Below are 16148 nucleotides of genomic sequence, written 5' to 3' on the forward strand. Positions count from 1 at the left end.
AAATTGCAATTAGGATCACGATTGTTAGGGGTTGACGTCGACATGCAGGCAAATCCCATCCGGCGACACCAAGTAAAAAGCATTATTTAACAATAACTTATAAAATCTTTGAATTTTGGCTATCTCGTTGATTTTTCTCGTCATAAAACAAAGACGTCCGTTTTCCTCATACCTAAACGCAATATTCGCGCGACTTTTTTCTTATAAAGTGCGTGACCAATCACACATATTGAAACGATGTTTTGATAATTTAACACCTAGTTTTTAAACTCATAATCCATTTGGGTCATTACGCTGGCCGATACATCGTGACAGACCCCCTTAACAAGGAGATAAGTATGGCGAAAGGTATGCGGGTTAAGCTCAACTATGCAGTCAGCCGCGATCCCGACACGGGTGCGGAAGTGATCCGCTTGACCCCTCCCGAAGTCACCTGTCATCGTAATTACTTCTATCAGAAATGCTTTTTTAATGATGGCAGCCACCTGCTCTTCGCAGGCGAATTCGATGGTCACTGGAACTACTATCTGCTGAACATTGCCAAGGCCGAAGCGGTACAGCTGACCGAGGGCGCGGGCGATAATACCTTTGGCGGCTTCCTGTCGCCGGATGATAGCGCTCTTTACTACGTTAAAAATGACCGCACCCTGCGGGAAGTGAATCTGGAAACCCTGGCCGAGCGGGAAGTGTATCGCGTACCGGATGAGTGGGTTGGCTACGGCACCTGGGTGGCGAACAGCGACTGCACCAAGCTGGTCGGCATCGAAATTGCCAAAAGCGACTGGACGCCGCTCAACGACTGGAAAATTTTCCATGACTTTTTCCTGAAAGGGCCTCGCTGCCGCCTGCTGCGCGTCGATTTACAGACCGGCGAAAGCGCTACCATTCATGAAGAGAAGCTTTGGCTGGGCCACCCTATCTACCGTCCGTTTGACGACAACACCGTCGCCTTCTGCCACGAAGGCCCGCACGACCTGGTGGATGCCCGCATGTGGCTGGTAAACGAGGACGGCAGCAACATCCGTAAAGTGAAGACCCATGCTGAAGGCGAAAGTTGCACCCATGAGTTCTGGGTACCGAACGGCTCGGCGCTGGTCTACGTCTCCTACCTGAAGGGGCAGCAGGGCCGCACCGTTTATCGTTTTGATCCGAACACCGGGGTTAACGAAGCGATCATGGCGATGCCGGCCTGCTCGCATCTGATGAGCAACTTTGACGGCACGCTGCTGGTGGGTGACGGCTCAGGCTCGCCGGTGGACGTCAACGATGCCGATGGCTACAGCATCGATAACGATCCCTATATCTACGTGTTCGACGTGGCGGAGAAGCGCTACTTCCGCGCGGCGCGTCACGATACCTCCTGGGCCACGGTGGCAAATAGCCGTCAGGTGACCCATCCGCATCCGTCATTTACGCCGGACGACAGCGCGGTTCTGTTTAGCTCTGACAAAGACGGCAAGCCTGCGCTCTATATTGCCCGGCTTCCCGAACAGCGTGAATGGCTTCAAGCATAATTGAGTGTGTGTTTAGTAACTGGCCTTGCCCTCCGTATGGAGGGCCTTTTTTTATCTGAGCTATCTCTTCTCAAAAATCTATTTTCTTTTGCTAATCTTAATATAACGAAAAAACCCCGGCCAACTGCTCCGGGGTCTTCTCATGAGGGTTCTGTTAGAAGGTATATGCTACGCCGACACGGAAACGCGTTTGGCGTTCGTCGGTATTTCGCACGCCGACGTTACCCACTTCCGCATAAGGGGCCCAGTTTTTATCCCATTTATAGGCCAGCTTGGCGTTATATTCGTTAGAATAGGTTTTGTTATTTTCACGAATAACGTCTTCGGAGCTTTTCGCGTAGACGTAGTTCAGCTCGGGACGCCAGTCGCCCATTGCCCAGCCTACCCATGCATCAAATTTATTTACTTTGTTATCAACCACATTTGAGTCCGGGTTGCGGGTGTACTCATAGCGGTAGCGACCGGCGATATAGACGCCGTTATCAAAGCTGTACTGCGCATGCAGATAAGGTTTATAGATTGAGAAGGTGTCTTTACTTTCGATATTAAAGCCCGGGGTAAGGGCAATGTTATCTGTCGCTTTCCAGCGCCAGTTTATGGATTCTTCATGACCGTTGCCAACCAGTTCGGTTAATGGCTTATCGGCATCATCGCCGCCCGATTTCCATTTTGCTTCAACGCCAAAACCCAGGCCATTATCAAAGCGGTGGGAAACCGATACGCGGTCGGCGTTAGTTTCATTATCAATATATTCGTGACGCAGATCGACAGTCACAGCCTGCGCAGCAAAAGAGGCACCGATGAGAGACGCAAGGATCAGAGTATTTTTAAACATAGCCACCCTCAAAAAATTAAAATGATGTTCCGTTTTTATGGAATTGCATTTTATTTTTTAAACAACTTTATTTTAGTGATCGAGATCGTAATTGTCTGTTTCAAAAAATTAGGCAAATCAAGACGTGATGAATATCAACAAAGCGAGGGTTTTTTGGCTATAAATAACGACGCAGATCACAGCAGGCGGATATTAACGAAATAATTACAAATATCTTATAATAACTTAAATCATATATTTATCAGTGAGTTATTAAATTAGGTAACAAATAGTCACATATGTGACTTTATTAAAGTCGTATAATACTTTTCTTAATCATCTATTTAGGCGCAAAAAAAGCCCGCTGTTTAGCGGGCTTTTCTAACGCATCAAACTCAGTTGTTAACTGGGATCACCGCGCCTTTGTACTTGGTACGGATCCAGTCCTGGATCTCTTTCGAGTGCAGCACGTTCACCAGTGCGACGACGTCTTTCTTCTTCTCGTCGCCACGGTGTACGGTGATGATGTTAGCGTACGGGTTGTTCTCGCCGCTCTCTACCGCAATAGGATCTTTGACCGGATCCAGACCGGCGTCGATGGCGTAGTTGGCGTTGATCACCACCGCATCGCCTTCGTCGTTGTTATACATCTGCGGCAGCAGAGAGCCTTCTACGTTCGGCAGGAACTCCAGCTTCTTCGGGTTCTCCACGATGTCGCTGATGCGCGCATTGACTTTATTCACGCCCGGCTTCAGCTTGATCACGCCCTCTTTCTCGAAGATAGAGAGAATACGGCCCTCTTCCGCAACGGCATCACGCATGATGACCTTGCCACCCTGCGGCAGATCCTTCAGCGACTTGTATTTTTTCGAGTAGATACCGATCGGCTCGATGTGGATCGCACCGGCGCTGACGAAGTCATAGGTTTTGTCGCCTTCGTGATCTTTCAGCACGCTGTTCAGGTACGGGATGTGCTGGAAGTAGTTGGCGTCGATGTCGCGGCTGGCCAGAGCGGTGTTCGGCAGGATGTAGTCCTGGAACGGTTTGATCTCAAGGTCGATACCCTGTTTGGCAAGGATAGGTTTAGCCTGCTCAAGGATCTCTGCGTGCGGCACGTTAGATGCGCCCACGGTCAGGGTATCAGCCCAGGAGGCGAAGCTCAGGGCGCTAAGGGTTGCTGCGGCAATCAGTGTCAGTCTCTTTTTCATGATGTTGGTTCCCAATTTGTTGTTGTGTTTAGCGTTTATCTAACAGAGAGGTAATCACGTCGCCGCAGAACTGGATGATGAAGACGATGATCAAAATGGTCACCGTCGCCACCAGCGTGACGTCGTTGTGGTTACGCTGGAATCCTTCCAGATAAGCAAGATTTCCTAAACCGCCCGCGCCGATCACCCCGGCCATGGCGCTGTAGCTCACCAGCGCGATCAGAGTCACGGTGATGCCTGACACCAGCGCAGGCGACGATTCAGGCAACAGCACCCGAAACACGAGCGTACTGAGGCGCGCCCCCATAGAGCGCGTGGCTTCAATGACGCCTTTATCCACTTCACGCAGCGCAATCTCTACCAGACGGGCATAGAACGGCGCGGCACCAACAATCAGCGCCGGCAGCGCCGCGTTGGCCCCCAGAATGGTGCCGACAATCGTTTTAGTGAAGGGGATCAGCAGCACGATCAGAATGATGAACGGAATCGAACGGAAGACGTTCACCACGATGGAGATCACGCTGTAGAGCGGCTTGTTCTGGAACAGCCCGCCCCTGGCGGTTAAAAACAGCGCCAGCCCGAGCAGGATCCCCAGCACAAAGGTCGCGACGCCAGAGAGCGCCGTCATGTAGAGGGTTTCTTGCGTGGCGGACCAGAGCTGGTCCAGACGCAGATGCGGGAATAAATTCTCAACCATGTTTGATCACCTCGCCGTCAATATCGCTTTTCTGCAGATCTGCGAGGATATTGCCTAGTTGTTCCTGGGTTGCCACTACGTGCACCCATAGTTGTCCAAAGACGCCGTGCGCCGTCTGGGTCATTTTACCGTGCAGGATATTGAACGGCAGGCCGTAGCGCAGGGTCAGCTCACCCACAATCGGCTTGTGCGTGCTGTGACCGGTAAAGGTCAGCTTGATGACGCTGCCAGCCAGATCGTGGGCCAGCTCCGGGTTAAACGCTTCCTCTTCCGCGTACTGGCTCACCTGGCGTACAAACTGGCGGGTGATCGGCTGCTGCGGACGGGTAAAGACATCCAGCACGTCGCCCTCCTCCACCACTCTGCCGTTCTCCATGACCGCTACGCGGTCGCAAATCTTGCGCACCACGTGCATCTCATGGGTGATCAGCACGATGGTCAGCTTGAAGCGGCGGTTGATATCCAGCAGCAGATCGAGGATCTGATCGGTAGTCTGCGGGTCGAGCGCCGAGGTCGCTTCGTCGCACAGCAGCACGTCCGGACTGTTCGCCAGCGCACGGGCAATGCCGACGCGCTGCTTCTGCCCGCCGCTCAGCTGGGACGGATAGGCGTGTTCACGCCCGGTCAGTCCTACCAGCTCAACCAGCTCCGCCACCCGGGCGGTGATTTTTGCTTTCGGCACGCCCGCGATCTGCATCGAGAAGGCGATGTTTTCATTTACCGTGCGCGACCAGAGCAGGTTAAAGTGCTGGAAGACCATGCTGATCTTCAGCCGTGCCTGGCGCAGGCTCTCACCGCGTGCCGCGGAGATATCCTGACCGTTGATGGTCACGCTACCCTCAGTGGGCTTCTCCAGGCCATTGAGCAGGCGGATCAGGGTGCTTTTCCCCGCGCCGCTGTAGCCGATGATGCCGTAAATTTGCCCCTGCTCAACCGTCAAGTTCACATTATCCACGGCGGTAATAGGTACCTTTCCGTGGTCAAAAATCTTAGAGATATTCCTCAGGACGATCATTTCGTTGGTGTATCCGTTATGGCGGTTTAGCAGTATGGATGTCTGAATGATGATAAACAGGCGTTATTATCTTTGAAATAACAAAGAATGCATAAGATATAACGCACAGATCTATACGGCGTATACCGTGACCTGCCGTCTATAGGATTAATTCAGCAACCGTTAGCGAAAAAGCGCATAAGATTAGCACTGCTTGTCTATCTGCGGTAGCAAAGGTAAAGGCTAACCCATTGTTTTACAAAACGGATAAGCGTAGCGCCATTCGGCGTTACATCCAGATGGCTTTCCATCCTGACGGCTAAATAGCACAGATATGCCATTTCGTTCTATTTAGCAGAGAATCATTCTTTAAAACCTGTTTTTCGCCGCCCTATCCTCCTGCTATCGCATCTCATAACAGGTGACACAACATGTCCGTATACCACTCCATTACCGACCTTATTGGTCAGACGCCGATTTTGCAGCTACACAAACTGGATACCGGCTCGTGCGAGCTTTTTCTCAAGCTGGAGAACCAGAACCCCGGCGGCTCAATCAAGGATCGGGTCGCGCTGTCGATGATTAACGAGGCCGAGCGCCAGGGCCTGCTCGCGCCCGGCGGGACCATTATTGAGGCCACCGCAGGCAACACCGGTCTGGGGCTGGCGCTGATTGCCGCTCAGAAGGGTTATAAGCTGGTGCTGGTGGTGCCGGACAAGATGAGCCAGGAGAAGATCTACCATCTGCGCGCACTCGGCGTTCAGGTGCTTATTACCCGCTCCGACGTGACGAAGGGACACCCGGAGTACTATCAGGACTACGCCCGCCGCCTCGCGGAGGAGACGCCGGGTGCTTACTATATCGATCAGTTCTCCAACCCGGCTAACCCGCTGGCGCACGCCACAGGTACCGCCCCGGAATTGTTCGACCAGCTGGCAGGCAGGATTGATGCCGTCGTCGTGGGCGTGGGCTCCGGCGGCACGTTAGGTGGCCTTCAGGCATGGTTTGCCACACACTCACCGCACACCGAGTTTGTGCTCGCCGATCCCGTCGGCTCGATTCTGGCGGATCAGGTTGAGACCGGAGAGCACGGCGAAGCGGGCTCCTGGCGGGTCGAGGGGATCGGCGAAGACTTTATTCCTCCTCTCGCCCATCTGGAGAACGTCCGCCAGGCGTACCGGGTCACGGATGCGGAAGCCTTCGCCACCGCCCGTCAGCTGCTACAGCGCGAGGGGGTGCTGGCTGGCTCCTCCACCGGCACGCTGCTGACCGCTGCCCTGCGCTACTGCCAGGCCCAGACGACGCCGAAGCGGGTCGTGACCTTCGCCTGCGACAGCGGCAACAAATACCTCTCCCGCATGTTTAACGACGAGTGGCTGCAACAGCAGGGCTTGCTGGATGATGACCAGCCCACGCCCGCTGCGCCTGGTAACGCCCTGGCGACCCTCAGCGTGCACAGCGGCGCCTTTAACGACCAGCACGGGGCGGTAATGCCGCCTATCTATGCCACCTCCACCTTTGCCCAACCGGCACCGGGCCAGCATACCGGCTATGAATACTCCCGCAGCGGCAACCCGACGCGCCATGCCCTGGAGAGCGCCATCGCCGAGCTGGAGGGCGGCACGCGTGGCTACGCCTTCGCCTCAGGTCTGGCGGCGATCTCTACCGTGCTGGAGCTGCTGGATAAAGATAGCCATATCGTCGCCATCGACGACGTCTACGGCGGCACCTATCGACTGATTGAAAACGTGCGCCGCCGCAGCACCGGGCTACAGGTGAGCTGGGTGAAGCCGGACGATCTTGTCGGGCTGGAGGCCGCCATCCGTCCGGATACGCGGATGATCTGGGTGGAGACGCCCACTAACCCTCTGCTAAAGCTGGCGGACCTGGCGGCTATCGCCGGGATCGCCCGCCGTCACAACGTCATTAGCGTGGCGGATAACACCTTCGCCTCGCCGCTGATCCACCGCCCGGTGACGCTGGGCTTTGATATCGTGGTGCACTCCGCCACCAAATACCTCAACGGCCACTCCGACGTGGTGGCCGGGCTGGCAGTGGTGGGCGATCGCCCTGAGCTGGCGGAGAAGCTGGGCTACCTGCAAAACGCGGTAGGTGGCGTGCTCGATCCGTTCAGCAGCTTCCTGACCCTGCGCGGGATCCGCACCCTCGCCCTGCGCATCGAGCGCCACAGCAGCAACGCCCTGACGCTGGCCCGCTGGCTTGAGCAGCAGCCGCAGGTGGAGAAAGTGTGGTTCCCGTGGCTGACGTCCCATCCGCAGTATGCCCTCGCGCGCCAGCAGATGGCTCAGCCGGGGGGCATGATCTCTATTGTGATCAAAGGTGACGACCAGCGTGCGCCCGAGGTGATTAGCAAACTGAAGCTGTTTACCCTCGCCGAGAGCCTGGGCGGCGTTGAGAGCCTGGTGAGCCAGCCGTTCAGCATGACCCACGCCTCGATCCCGCTGGCGCAGCGCCTGGCGAACGGCATTACGCCGCAGCTGATCCGCCTGTCGGTGGGCATTGAAGATGAGCAGGATCTGCTGGCGGATCTGCAGCAGGCTTTGGCCTGATACCGGCGCGCGCGCCCGGCGATTGCGACTATGCTTAGAGGCTAAGGGTTTTGCTTAAGCCAGTCTCAGTCGCAGGAGCGCGCACCGCTATGCTAGTAAATAGTCTGATCGTCATCTTGAGCGTTATTGCGATGGAGGGCATCGCCGCATTCACCCACCGCTACATTATGCACGGCTGGGGATGGCGCTGGCATGAGTCACACCACACCCCGCGCAAGGGCGTGTTTGAGCTGAACGATCTCTTTGCGGTGGTGTTTGCCGGGGTGGCTATCGCGCTGATTGCCGTGGGCACGGCGGGCGTCTGGCCCCTGCAGTGGATTGGCTGCGGCATGACGGTCTACGGCCTGCTCTACTTCCTGGTGCACGACGGTCTGGTGCACCAGCGCTGGCCCTTTCACTGGATCCCGCGCCGGGGCTACCTGAAGCGGCTCTACGTCGCCCACCGCCTGCACCATGCGGTGCGTGGCCGGGAGGGCTGCGTCTCCTTCGGCTTTATCTATGCCCGCAAGCCTGCCGACCTACAGGCGATCCTGCGCGAACGCCATGGCCGCCCGCCTAAACGGGACGCTGCCAAAGACCGGCCGGACGCGGCGTCACCCTCGTCGTCTTCGCCCGAATAACCTGCCCCGGAGCCGCCATCAGCATGGCAATCTTTTCACCTTTGCTGGTGTGCTGCCGACGATCCCAGGCGCTGCCTCCCGCCGCTTTTACCTTAATACCGATCTCCCGGTAGACGCTGCGGGCGGTGGCGATCGCCCAGGCGCAGCGCGGCGGCAGGTCGTGCAGCCCGGCCTGTGAGGAGATGTAGTACGGCTCGGCGGCATCAATAAGCCGCTCCGCCACCCGCGCCAGCGCGGCGCGATTCTCCCGCGCGGCATAGTTCTCCGGGGTCAGCCCGGCATCGTGCAGCCACTCGGCGGGCAGATAGCAGCGGTCAATAGCCGCATCGTCAATAATATCCCGTGCAATATTCGTCAGCTGAAAGGCCAGCCCCAGATCGCAGGCGCGATCCAGCACTCGCTCATCCCGCACGCCCATGACCCTGGCCATCATCAGACCCACCACGCCTGCCACGTGATAGCAGTAGCGCAGCGTATCCTCAAAGGTGACATAGCGGGTCTGGGCCACGTCCATCGCAAAGCCGTCGAGGTGATCGAGCGCCATGCGGGGCGTAATGCCGTGGGTCAGCGCCACCTCCTGAAAGGCGGCGAAGGCCGGATCCTGCATCTCCGCCCCCTCAAACGCCGCCAGGGTCAGCGTGCGCAGCCGGGCCAGGCGCTGGTTTGCCTCCTCCTCTTCCGCGGCCTCGCTGGCGAAGCCGTGGGTCTGGTCATCAATGACGTCATCGCAGTGGCGGCACCAGGTGTAGAGCATCAGCACGCTGCGGCGGGTGGCCGGGTCGAACAGCTTCGCGGCGGTGGCAAAACTCTTCGAGCCGTTGGCCATGGTCTGCGTGGCGTGGTCAAGCAGCAGCGGTTGGCTCATTGCAGATCCTCAATCATCAGGCTGGCGGTGGCTTTCGCCGAGGCCACCACGCCAGGAATGCCTGCCCCTGGGTGAGTGCCTGCGCCCACCAGGTAGAGGTTGGCAATGTCGCTGTCGCGGTTATGCGGGCGGAACCAGGCGCTCTGGGTCAGCAGCGGCTCGATGGAGAAGGCTGAACCCAAGTGCGCATCCAGCGTGTCGTGGAAGTCTGCCGGGGTAAAGATCCGCTGGGTCACCAGCTGGCTACGCAGACCGGGCATATAGCGCTCTTCCAGGTAGTCAAAGATGCGGTCGCGCAGCTTCGGCCCCTCCTGCGCCCAGTCCAACGGCGCGTTGCCAAGATGCGGCACCGGAGCCAGCACGTAGAAGCTGGCGCTGCCGGGAGAGGCGAGCGAGGGATCGGTCACGCAGGGCGAGTGCAGGTAGAGTGAGAAGTCATCCGCCAGTGCGCTGCCGGTAAAGATATCGTCGATCAGCTCCCGGTAGCGAGGACCAAAGCAGATGGTGTGGTGCGCCAGCTGCGGATGGGACTGGTTCAGGCCGAAGTAGAGCACAAACAGCGAGTTGCTCATGCTCTTGCGCTCTAGCGTCGCCGCCCGCTTCTGCCCTACCGGATGGTGGCCAAGCAGCTTTTTATAGGTGTTCACCACGTCAGCGTTCGAGGCCACGGCGTCGGCGTCAAAGGTACGACCGTCCGCCAGCCGGACCTGGTTTACGCGGTTATCGGTTACCACCAGCTCTTCGACCCGGGCGTTGAGCACCATCTCCCCGCCCAGATCGGTAAACAGCTTCACCATGCCGTTCACCAGCGCCCCGGTGCCGCCCTCGGGGAACCAGACCCCCCACTCCCGCTCAAGGGCGTGGATCAGGGTGTAGATGGACGAGGTGGTGAAAGGGTTACCGCCCACCAGCAGAGAGTGGAAGGAGAAGGCCTGACGCAAGTGCTCATCCTCGATAAAGCGCGAAACCGACTGGTACACGCTCTGCCACGCTTGAAGCTTAAGCAGCTGCGGCCCGGCGCGCAGCATGTCGCGAAAAGAGAGAAACGGCACGCTGCCGAGGCGCAGATAGCCCTCCTGAAATACCGCCTGGGAGTAAGCCAGGAAGCGCCGGTAGCCCTCGACGTCACGGGGATTAAACTGGGTAATCTGCGCCTCAAGCTCGGCGGTGTCGTTGGCATAGTCCAGGGTCTTCCCGGACTCCCAGCAGAGCCGGTAGAAGGGTTTTACCGGCAGCAGCCTGACGTAATCCTCCATGCGCCTGCCGGCCAGGGTAAACAGAGCCTCAAGCGCGGTGGGATCGGTGATCACCGTCGGCCCGGCGTCAAAGGTAAAGCCCTGGTCATGCCAGACGTAGGCGCGACCGCCGGGCTTGTCCCGCTGCTCCAGCAGTACGGTTGGGATCCCTGCCGCCTGCAGGCGAATCGCCAGCGCCAGGCCACCAAAGCCTGCGCCAATCACAACGGTTTTTTTCATCCTTTATCTCGTCTGTCAGGAAAATGGTTCAGCGCCGCGCGCCAGGCTTCGCCCAGCGGAACCGGCGGCTTGCCCGTCAAAATGCGGGCCTTATCGAAGAGAGAGAGCCGACCGGCGTAAAAGCGCTCTACGGTGGGCTCCGGCAGCCCATAGAAGCGCTGCATCACCCGCCAGCGGTTCTCCTCGCGTCCCGCCAGGAAGAGCATCCGGTTCAGCAGGCGGAAAAATCCCTGCCTGCGCCAGTGGCGTTCGGCAAACTGCCGGGTGAGCTGATAGAGCGGAACGCTGCTCAGCCGCGGGCTATCTGCAATCGCGTCGGCGAGAGCCACCGCCAGCGGCAGTGAGTATCCGGTGGTGGGGTGAAACAGCCCCGCCCTCATCCCCGCGCGCGGCACGCCTGGCGCATCGGCCCACAGAGCATGGATGTCGCCCGCCAGGGTAATCGGCAGACAGCCGGACTCCTCGCGTTCAAGCTGGGCCAGCTGCCACCCTTTGCTGTGAGCATAGTCGGTAATGGTTTGACGCAGAGCGTTATCATCAAGCTGCGGGGTGTTGGCGTAGCGCGTATCCTCGATCAGCAGCGTGTCGGCGGAGAGCGGCAGCGTGTAGACAAAGCGATAACCCTGCTGCTGCGCCACCGTGGCGTCCATCAGGATCGGCACGGTCAGACCGTGGGGCTGGCTCAGCCGCCACTGCTGACCAAGAAAGAGCTGATAGCCGGTCTGCATCGCCGAACTGGCGGTCACGCCGCGTCCGTCAATCACCGCTCCGGCCAGCAGCGCCTCGCCGTTAGCCAGCCGCACGCTATTGGGTAACACCTCGCTCACCGGACAGTTTAGCCAGATGTTCTCCCCCAGCGCCTGATGCAGCGCCTCGACAAAACGCTCTGACGTAATGGAGTAGTAGCCGCGCGCAAGCCGACGATGAAGATCGGGAAACTGCACCTCATAGCCCGGCCAGGCGTGGGCCACCAGCGGGGCCAGCCAGGCGTGCTGCTCGGGGGTAAGATCGTCTTCATGGAATGACCAGGTATGGTTCCCGCCAATCTGCTCCCCGGCCTCAATCAGCAGCACGTTAAGCTGCGGGTAGCGTTGACGCAGTCGCCAGGCGATCAGCCCGTTGGCCAGGCCACCGCCGACTAAAATCAGATCCCTCACGATACGCTTTCACTCCCTGCTATGGCCTGTTCAATCAGGGTCGCCGCGCGGGGCGTGCCCCCAGCGTCGTTAAGCTGCTGGCGGGCCGTCGCCAGACGCTGATGCAGCGTCTCATCCCCCAGCAGTTGGGCAATCTCATCCGCCAGGGTCTGCTGTCTGGCAAAGCGCGATACCCGGCGGCCCAGCCCGTTATAGACCAGCCGGGCAGCCACGGCGGGCTGGTCAAAAGAGAGCGGCACCGCCAGCACCGGCGTGGCGGCCGCCAGCGCATCCAGCACGGTATTGAGACCGCCGTGGGTGATCACCAGATTCGCCTCAGCAACGTAGCGCGGCTGGTCGACAAAGCTGGTCACCTCCGTCGCACCGCAGGCATAGAGCGAGTCGGCCTGAGCCTGGGTCAGGCCATCGCAGTGGGCAATGGTCACCTCCGCCCCCACGCTGGCAGAGGCTCGGGCGATCTTCTGAAACAGGCGTAGACGGTGGCCCTGGAGGGTACCCAGCGAGGCAAAGATCCGCGGCGTGCTGCGCGGCGAGCGTTCTACCTGCGGTGGCGGCTGGTAGCGCAGCGCCCCAACGTAGTGAAAACAGTCCGGCAGCTCCCGGCGTGGGAAGTCGAGGGCCGGAACGGACTGGCTAATCTGCGCCAGCGGCGAGAGACACTCGTCGAGACGCCTGCGCTCCGGCAAACCAAAGCGCTGGGCGTGGCGCAGGATCGTCTGCCCGTGCGGGTACATCAGCGCATCGTAGATGCGTTCGCTGACCTGAAAACGCCGCAGGGCTCTCTTATCCTCGGCGTAGTGAAACGGCATCACCGGCAGCGGCAGACCGGGCTCGCGGTTGACCGGCAGCGCGCAGGCAATTGAGATAAACGGCAGTCCCAGCGCCTCGGCGACCAGGCTCCCGGCGGGCTCCATCTCATCAACGATCAGCGCGTCCACCGCCAGCCGCTGCAAAATAGCGGGCAGCTGCTGGCAGAGCGCATCGGTCAGGGATGACATGGCCGCAATCAGCCGCAGCAGGTTGCCATTGCTTTGCTGCTGGACGTTGCGCTGGGCCTGTTGCACGCTAGCGGGAAGCGGATAGAACGCCACCCGCTCCGTTTCCTGCTCGGCCAGCGAGGCGACGTTGCCGGTGAGAAAGGTCACCCGATGGCCGCGTTGGGCTAGCTCTAGCGCCAGGGCATGCAGCGCCACCGCGTGGCTGTAGAGCGGCGGTGCCACGATAGCAAAATGGCTCATGGCGTATTCCGCAGATAGCGGATATCCGCCTGCCGTAGCTCGCTCAGGCTGCGGCTGCCGGTGCAGAAGCAGGCAACCCGCATCTGCTCAATAATCACGTTGAAGTGATCGATCACCTTCTCCGTGGAGACGCCTGCGCTGCCGAGCACGGCGGCGGCCTGCCCTACCATGCACGCGCCGAGCCGCAGCGCTTTCGCTGCGTCGACGCCGTTCTTAATACCGCCCGAGGCAATGAGGGGCATCTGCGGCCAGGCCTCGGCGATCTCAACCAGTGCCTCAGCGGTGGGGATCCCCCAGTCGGCAAAGACGTTGGCTACGCTGCGCTGCTGCTCGGTGGCCGCCCGCTCGCCTTCAACGGCGGCCCAGCTGGTACCGCCCGCACCCGCGACGTCAATCACGGTAACGCCAGCGTCGATCAGCTGTCCGGCTACGGCACGGGAGATCCCTGCTCCCACCTCTTTCACCACCAGCGGAACGGGCAGCTCGCGGACCAGGGTTTCGATGGCCGCCAACCGTCCGCGCCAGTCGCGATCGCCGCCGGGCTGTAGCGCCTCCTGCAGCGGGTTGAGGTGCACAATCAGGGCATCCGCCTCGATCATCTCCACGGCCCGTCGGGCGTAGTCGATACCTTTCCTGCCGCTCAGCTGCGCCGCGCCGAGGTTCGCCAGCAGCGGTACGTCAGGGGCCAGCTGCCGCAGGGTTTTATCCAGCCCTAAGCCCGCGTCGCTCTCAATGGCGACGCGCTGGGAGCCCACCCCCATCGCAATTTTTAGCACCTGCGCCGCCTCGGCGAGGTGGCGGTTGATATGGCGCGAGCGCTCAACGCCGCCGGTCATGGAGCTGATCAGCAGCGGAGCCTGTAGCTGCCGATTAAGGAAGGTGGTTTCCAGCGTGATGTCGCTAAAATTCAGCTCCGGCAGGGCGCAGTGGGTAAAGCGCCAGCGCTCAAAGCCAGCGCTGGCCTGGGTTACGGCGCGACGGGGGTCGAGAACGATATCCAGATGATCGTTTTTACGCTGAACAAGGCGCTCGTCCTTCATTCATCACTACTCCTGTAATGTGGTTCCATCGTTATGTACGGCTTGAACCCGGAAGGGCAGTATCAGGCGATTTTCATCACCGGTGACCAGTCGGCAAGGTGATGACCAAACCACAGATGCATAAACTGTCGGATGGCGCCGCCCTGCGGACAGGCAAAAGTGAGGTGTTTGTCGGCGGAATCAATATGCTCGCGCAGCTTTTGCCGGGCTGCATCTGCACCCAGCCGGTTGACCAGCGTCGATTTTCCCGCGTCCTTGTTGCGATCTTTACCGGTTTCCGGATGATCGTCACGCAGATCGTCCAGCAGCTGAAACGCCTGGCCGAAGTCGAGAGCGAAGGCGTGCAGGGTCTCTCGCGTGCTCGACGACGAGGCGGAAGCAATGGCAACGATCTGCAGCATCGCGCTGAACAGAATGCCGGTCTTGAGGTGGTTGGTGCTGAGGATAGCGTCAGGGGTACGGTCGAGGGCGGCGTCGTTGAGATCGCGAAACTGTCCCAGCACCAGGCCCTGCACGCCCACGGCGGTAGAGAGCTCGTTGACCGCCTGAGCACGCCTCTCCCCCGGCAGATCGCCGGTGGCGGCGATCAGGCCAAAGGCTTTAGAGAGCAGCCCAACGGAGGCAAGGATCGCCACGCTCTCACCAAATTTTTTGTGGGTCGTGGGCTGACCACGGCGTTGCTCGGCGTTATCCATGCAGGGCATATCGTCGAGCATCAGCGACGCGGTATGGGTGAGTTCAACGGCACAGGCGAGATCGAGCAGCGTGGGCATACTGCCCTGGTAGCGGAGGTCACGGGCGGCCAGCAGCATCAGCAGCGGACGGATCCGTTTGCCCGGTGCCATGACGCCTTCACGCATCGCAAGGCTGACAATATCCTGGCTGTCAGTTTCAGGTAACAGGCCAGCCAGGTGATCGTCAATGGATTGTCTCATTACTTCAATTTCGCGATGAGGCGAAGTGCCCGCTTTACTGCCACTCACCATTGCAAGGTTACCCGCTATATTGTCTTTTAGTATCAGTTAACCGTAGACCGCGCGGATAGCTCTCGCCAGGTTCTGAAGTAGTTTTACATTGATCGACGCATGAGACGCTGTGCCTTTAGATCTGCGCCATACCGCCATCCACGAACAGCTCTGCGCCGTTGATAAAGCTGGCCGCGTCAGAGCCAAGAAATGCGACTACTTTCCCAATCTCCTCCGGCTCACCGAGGCGGCCTAACGGCACCTGGGCAGCGAGGGCGTCAAACAGTCCCTGACGATGCTCATCCGGCACCAGCTCACCGAGGCCAGGGGTACGAACCGGGCCGGGGCTGACCACGTTGACGCGAATGCCGCGATCTTTCAGATCCAGCGCCCACGAGCGGGCAAAGTTGCGTACGGCGGCCTTGCTGGCGCTGTAGACGCTGAAGCTGGCGGTGCCCTTAACGGAGGTGGTCGATCCGGTTAAAATCACCGATGCGCCATCCACCAGCAGCGGCAGCGCCTTCTGCACCGTGAACACCACGCCGCGCACGTTGGTGCCAAAGATACGGTCAAAATGCTCTTCGCTGATGGCACCCAGCGGCTGCATGTCACCGCCCCCGGCGTTGGCAAACAGAATGTCCAGCCGCCCGGCCTGTTTCGCAATCTGGGCATAGACCGCGTCCAGCTCCGTCAGCTTAGAGGCATCGGCACGAATGCCGGTTGCCGCCGCGCCGATGGCATCTACCGCCGCGTCCAGCTCGGCCTGACGACGCCCGGTAATAAAGACCTGTGCACCCTGAGCCGCCAGCACCTGCGCAGTTGCCAGACCAATGCCGCTTGTACCGCCGGTGACCAGTGCAATTTTACCGTCGAGTTGTTTGTTCATCTTCTTGTTCCTTACCTGTTTAATAGTGAGTATCGGGATTGCCCGTCACCGCATCGTCAGGGCATGGATGAACTCTACTGCGCATTGGATTGGTGAAAAATAGTG

The 16148-nt window shown here is 59.3% G+C and carries 14 protein-coding genes and 1 pseudogene; 4 read left to right on the forward strand and 11 right to left on the reverse strand.

What is annotated here, in order from left to right; translation table 11 throughout:
* The first annotated feature begins 338 nt into the window (after nt 1-338).
* Entirely contained in the window at nt 339-1514 is a 1176-nt protein-coding gene (locus tag EV102420_RS01295; RefSeq protein ID WP_042387965.1) for an oligogalacturonate lyase family protein, read from the forward strand.
* A 154-nt stretch (nt 1515-1668) separates the two neighbouring features.
* Here the strand turns inward: EV102420_RS01295 and EV102420_RS01300 are convergent, their stop codons facing one another.
* From EV102420_RS01300 to EV102420_RS01315, 4 genes are all read right to left on the reverse strand, one after another.
* Nucleotides 1669-2349, reverse strand: a complete 681-nt coding sequence (locus EV102420_RS01300) for an oligogalacturonate-specific porin KdgM family protein (RefSeq protein WP_042387967.1) — start codon at nt 2347-2349, stop codon at nt 1669-1671.
* 374 nt (nt 2350-2723) lie between these two features.
* Nucleotides 2724-3536, reverse strand: a complete 813-nt coding sequence (locus EV102420_RS01305; protein WP_042387968.1) for a MetQ/NlpA family ABC transporter substrate-binding protein — start codon at nt 3534-3536, stop codon at nt 2724-2726.
* Nucleotides 3537-3564: 28 nt separating this feature from the next.
* Complete coding sequence (locus EV102420_RS01310) at nt 3565-4233, reverse strand: methionine ABC transporter permease (protein ID WP_042387970.1); 669 nt, start codon at nt 4231-4233, stop codon at nt 3565-3567.
* The gene (locus tag EV102420_RS01315) at nt 4226-5248 is read right to left on the reverse strand and encodes a methionine ABC transporter ATP-binding protein (RefSeq protein ID WP_042387972.1); all 1023 of its coding nucleotides are present in this window, start codon (nt 5246-5248) and stop codon (nt 4226-4228) included. Before EV102420_RS01315 ends, EV102420_RS01310 begins: the two co-directional genes overlap by 8 nt.
* 410 nt (nt 5249-5658) lie before the next feature.
* Between EV102420_RS01315 and EV102420_RS20985 the strand changes: the two are divergent.
* From EV102420_RS20985 to EV102420_RS01325, 3 genes and pseudogenes are all read left to right on the forward strand, one after another.
* Nucleotides 5659-6675 (forward strand): annotated as a pseudogene (locus tag EV102420_RS20985) (PLP-dependent cysteine synthase family protein); the annotation flags it as partial.
* Nucleotides 6664-7797 (forward strand): trans-sulfuration enzyme family protein, encoded by a 1134-nt coding sequence (locus EV102420_RS01320; RefSeq protein WP_042388598.1) that lies wholly within the window; start codon nt 6664-6666, stop codon nt 7795-7797. The pseudogene EV102420_RS20985 and the gene EV102420_RS01320, both read left to right, overlap by 12 nt.
* 89 nt (nt 7798-7886) lie before the next feature.
* Nucleotides 7887-8417 (forward strand): sterol desaturase family protein, encoded by a 531-nt coding sequence (locus EV102420_RS01325; protein WP_042387980.1) that lies wholly within the window; start codon nt 7887-7889, stop codon nt 8415-8417.
* Here the strand turns inward: EV102420_RS01325 and crtB are convergent.
* The 7 genes from crtB to EV102420_RS01360 form a co-directional block, all read right to left on the reverse strand.
* Nucleotides 8353-9282, reverse strand: coding sequence for a 15-cis-phytoene synthase CrtB (crtB, locus tag EV102420_RS01330; RefSeq protein WP_042387982.1), 930 nt, complete (start codon nt 9280-9282; stop codon nt 8353-8355). The two genes, EV102420_RS01325 and crtB, sit on opposite strands and share 65 nt — an antisense overlap.
* On the reverse strand, nt 9279-10757 hold the full coding sequence (locus EV102420_RS01335) for a phytoene desaturase (RefSeq protein ID WP_042387984.1): 1479 nt from the start codon (nt 10755-10757) through the stop codon (nt 9279-9281). Before EV102420_RS01335 ends, crtB begins: the two co-directional genes overlap by 4 nt.
* Nucleotides 10754-11914 (reverse strand): lycopene beta-cyclase CrtY, encoded by a 1161-nt coding sequence (gene crtY / locus EV102420_RS01340; protein ID WP_042387986.1) that lies wholly within the window; start codon nt 11912-11914, stop codon nt 10754-10756. The genes EV102420_RS01335 and crtY overlap by 4 nt, the downstream gene beginning before the upstream one ends.
* Nucleotides 11911-13152 (reverse strand): glycosyltransferase, encoded by a 1242-nt coding sequence (locus EV102420_RS01345; RefSeq protein ID WP_042387987.1) that lies wholly within the window; start codon nt 13150-13152, stop codon nt 11911-11913. The genes crtY and EV102420_RS01345 overlap by 4 nt, the downstream gene beginning before the upstream one ends.
* Complete coding sequence (fni, locus tag EV102420_RS01350) at nt 13149-14192, reverse strand: type 2 isopentenyl-diphosphate Delta-isomerase (RefSeq protein ID WP_042387989.1); 1044 nt, start codon at nt 14190-14192, stop codon at nt 13149-13151. The genes EV102420_RS01345 and fni overlap by 4 nt, the downstream gene beginning before the upstream one ends.
* A gap of 62 nt (nt 14193-14254) precedes the next feature.
* Nucleotides 14255-15127, reverse strand: a complete 873-nt coding sequence (locus tag EV102420_RS01355) for a polyprenyl synthetase family protein (protein WP_303621027.1) — start codon at nt 15125-15127, stop codon at nt 14255-14257.
* A gap of 166 nt (nt 15128-15293) precedes the next feature.
* Complete coding sequence (locus EV102420_RS01360; protein WP_042387992.1) at nt 15294-16043, reverse strand: glucose 1-dehydrogenase; 750 nt, start codon at nt 16041-16043, stop codon at nt 15294-15296.
* Between the last annotated feature and the right edge of the window lie 105 nt (nt 16044-16148).

Source organism: Pseudescherichia vulneris NBRC 102420 (assembly GCF_000759795.1).
Classification (GTDB): Bacteria; Pseudomonadota; Gammaproteobacteria; order Enterobacterales; family Enterobacteriaceae; genus Pseudescherichia; species Pseudescherichia vulneris.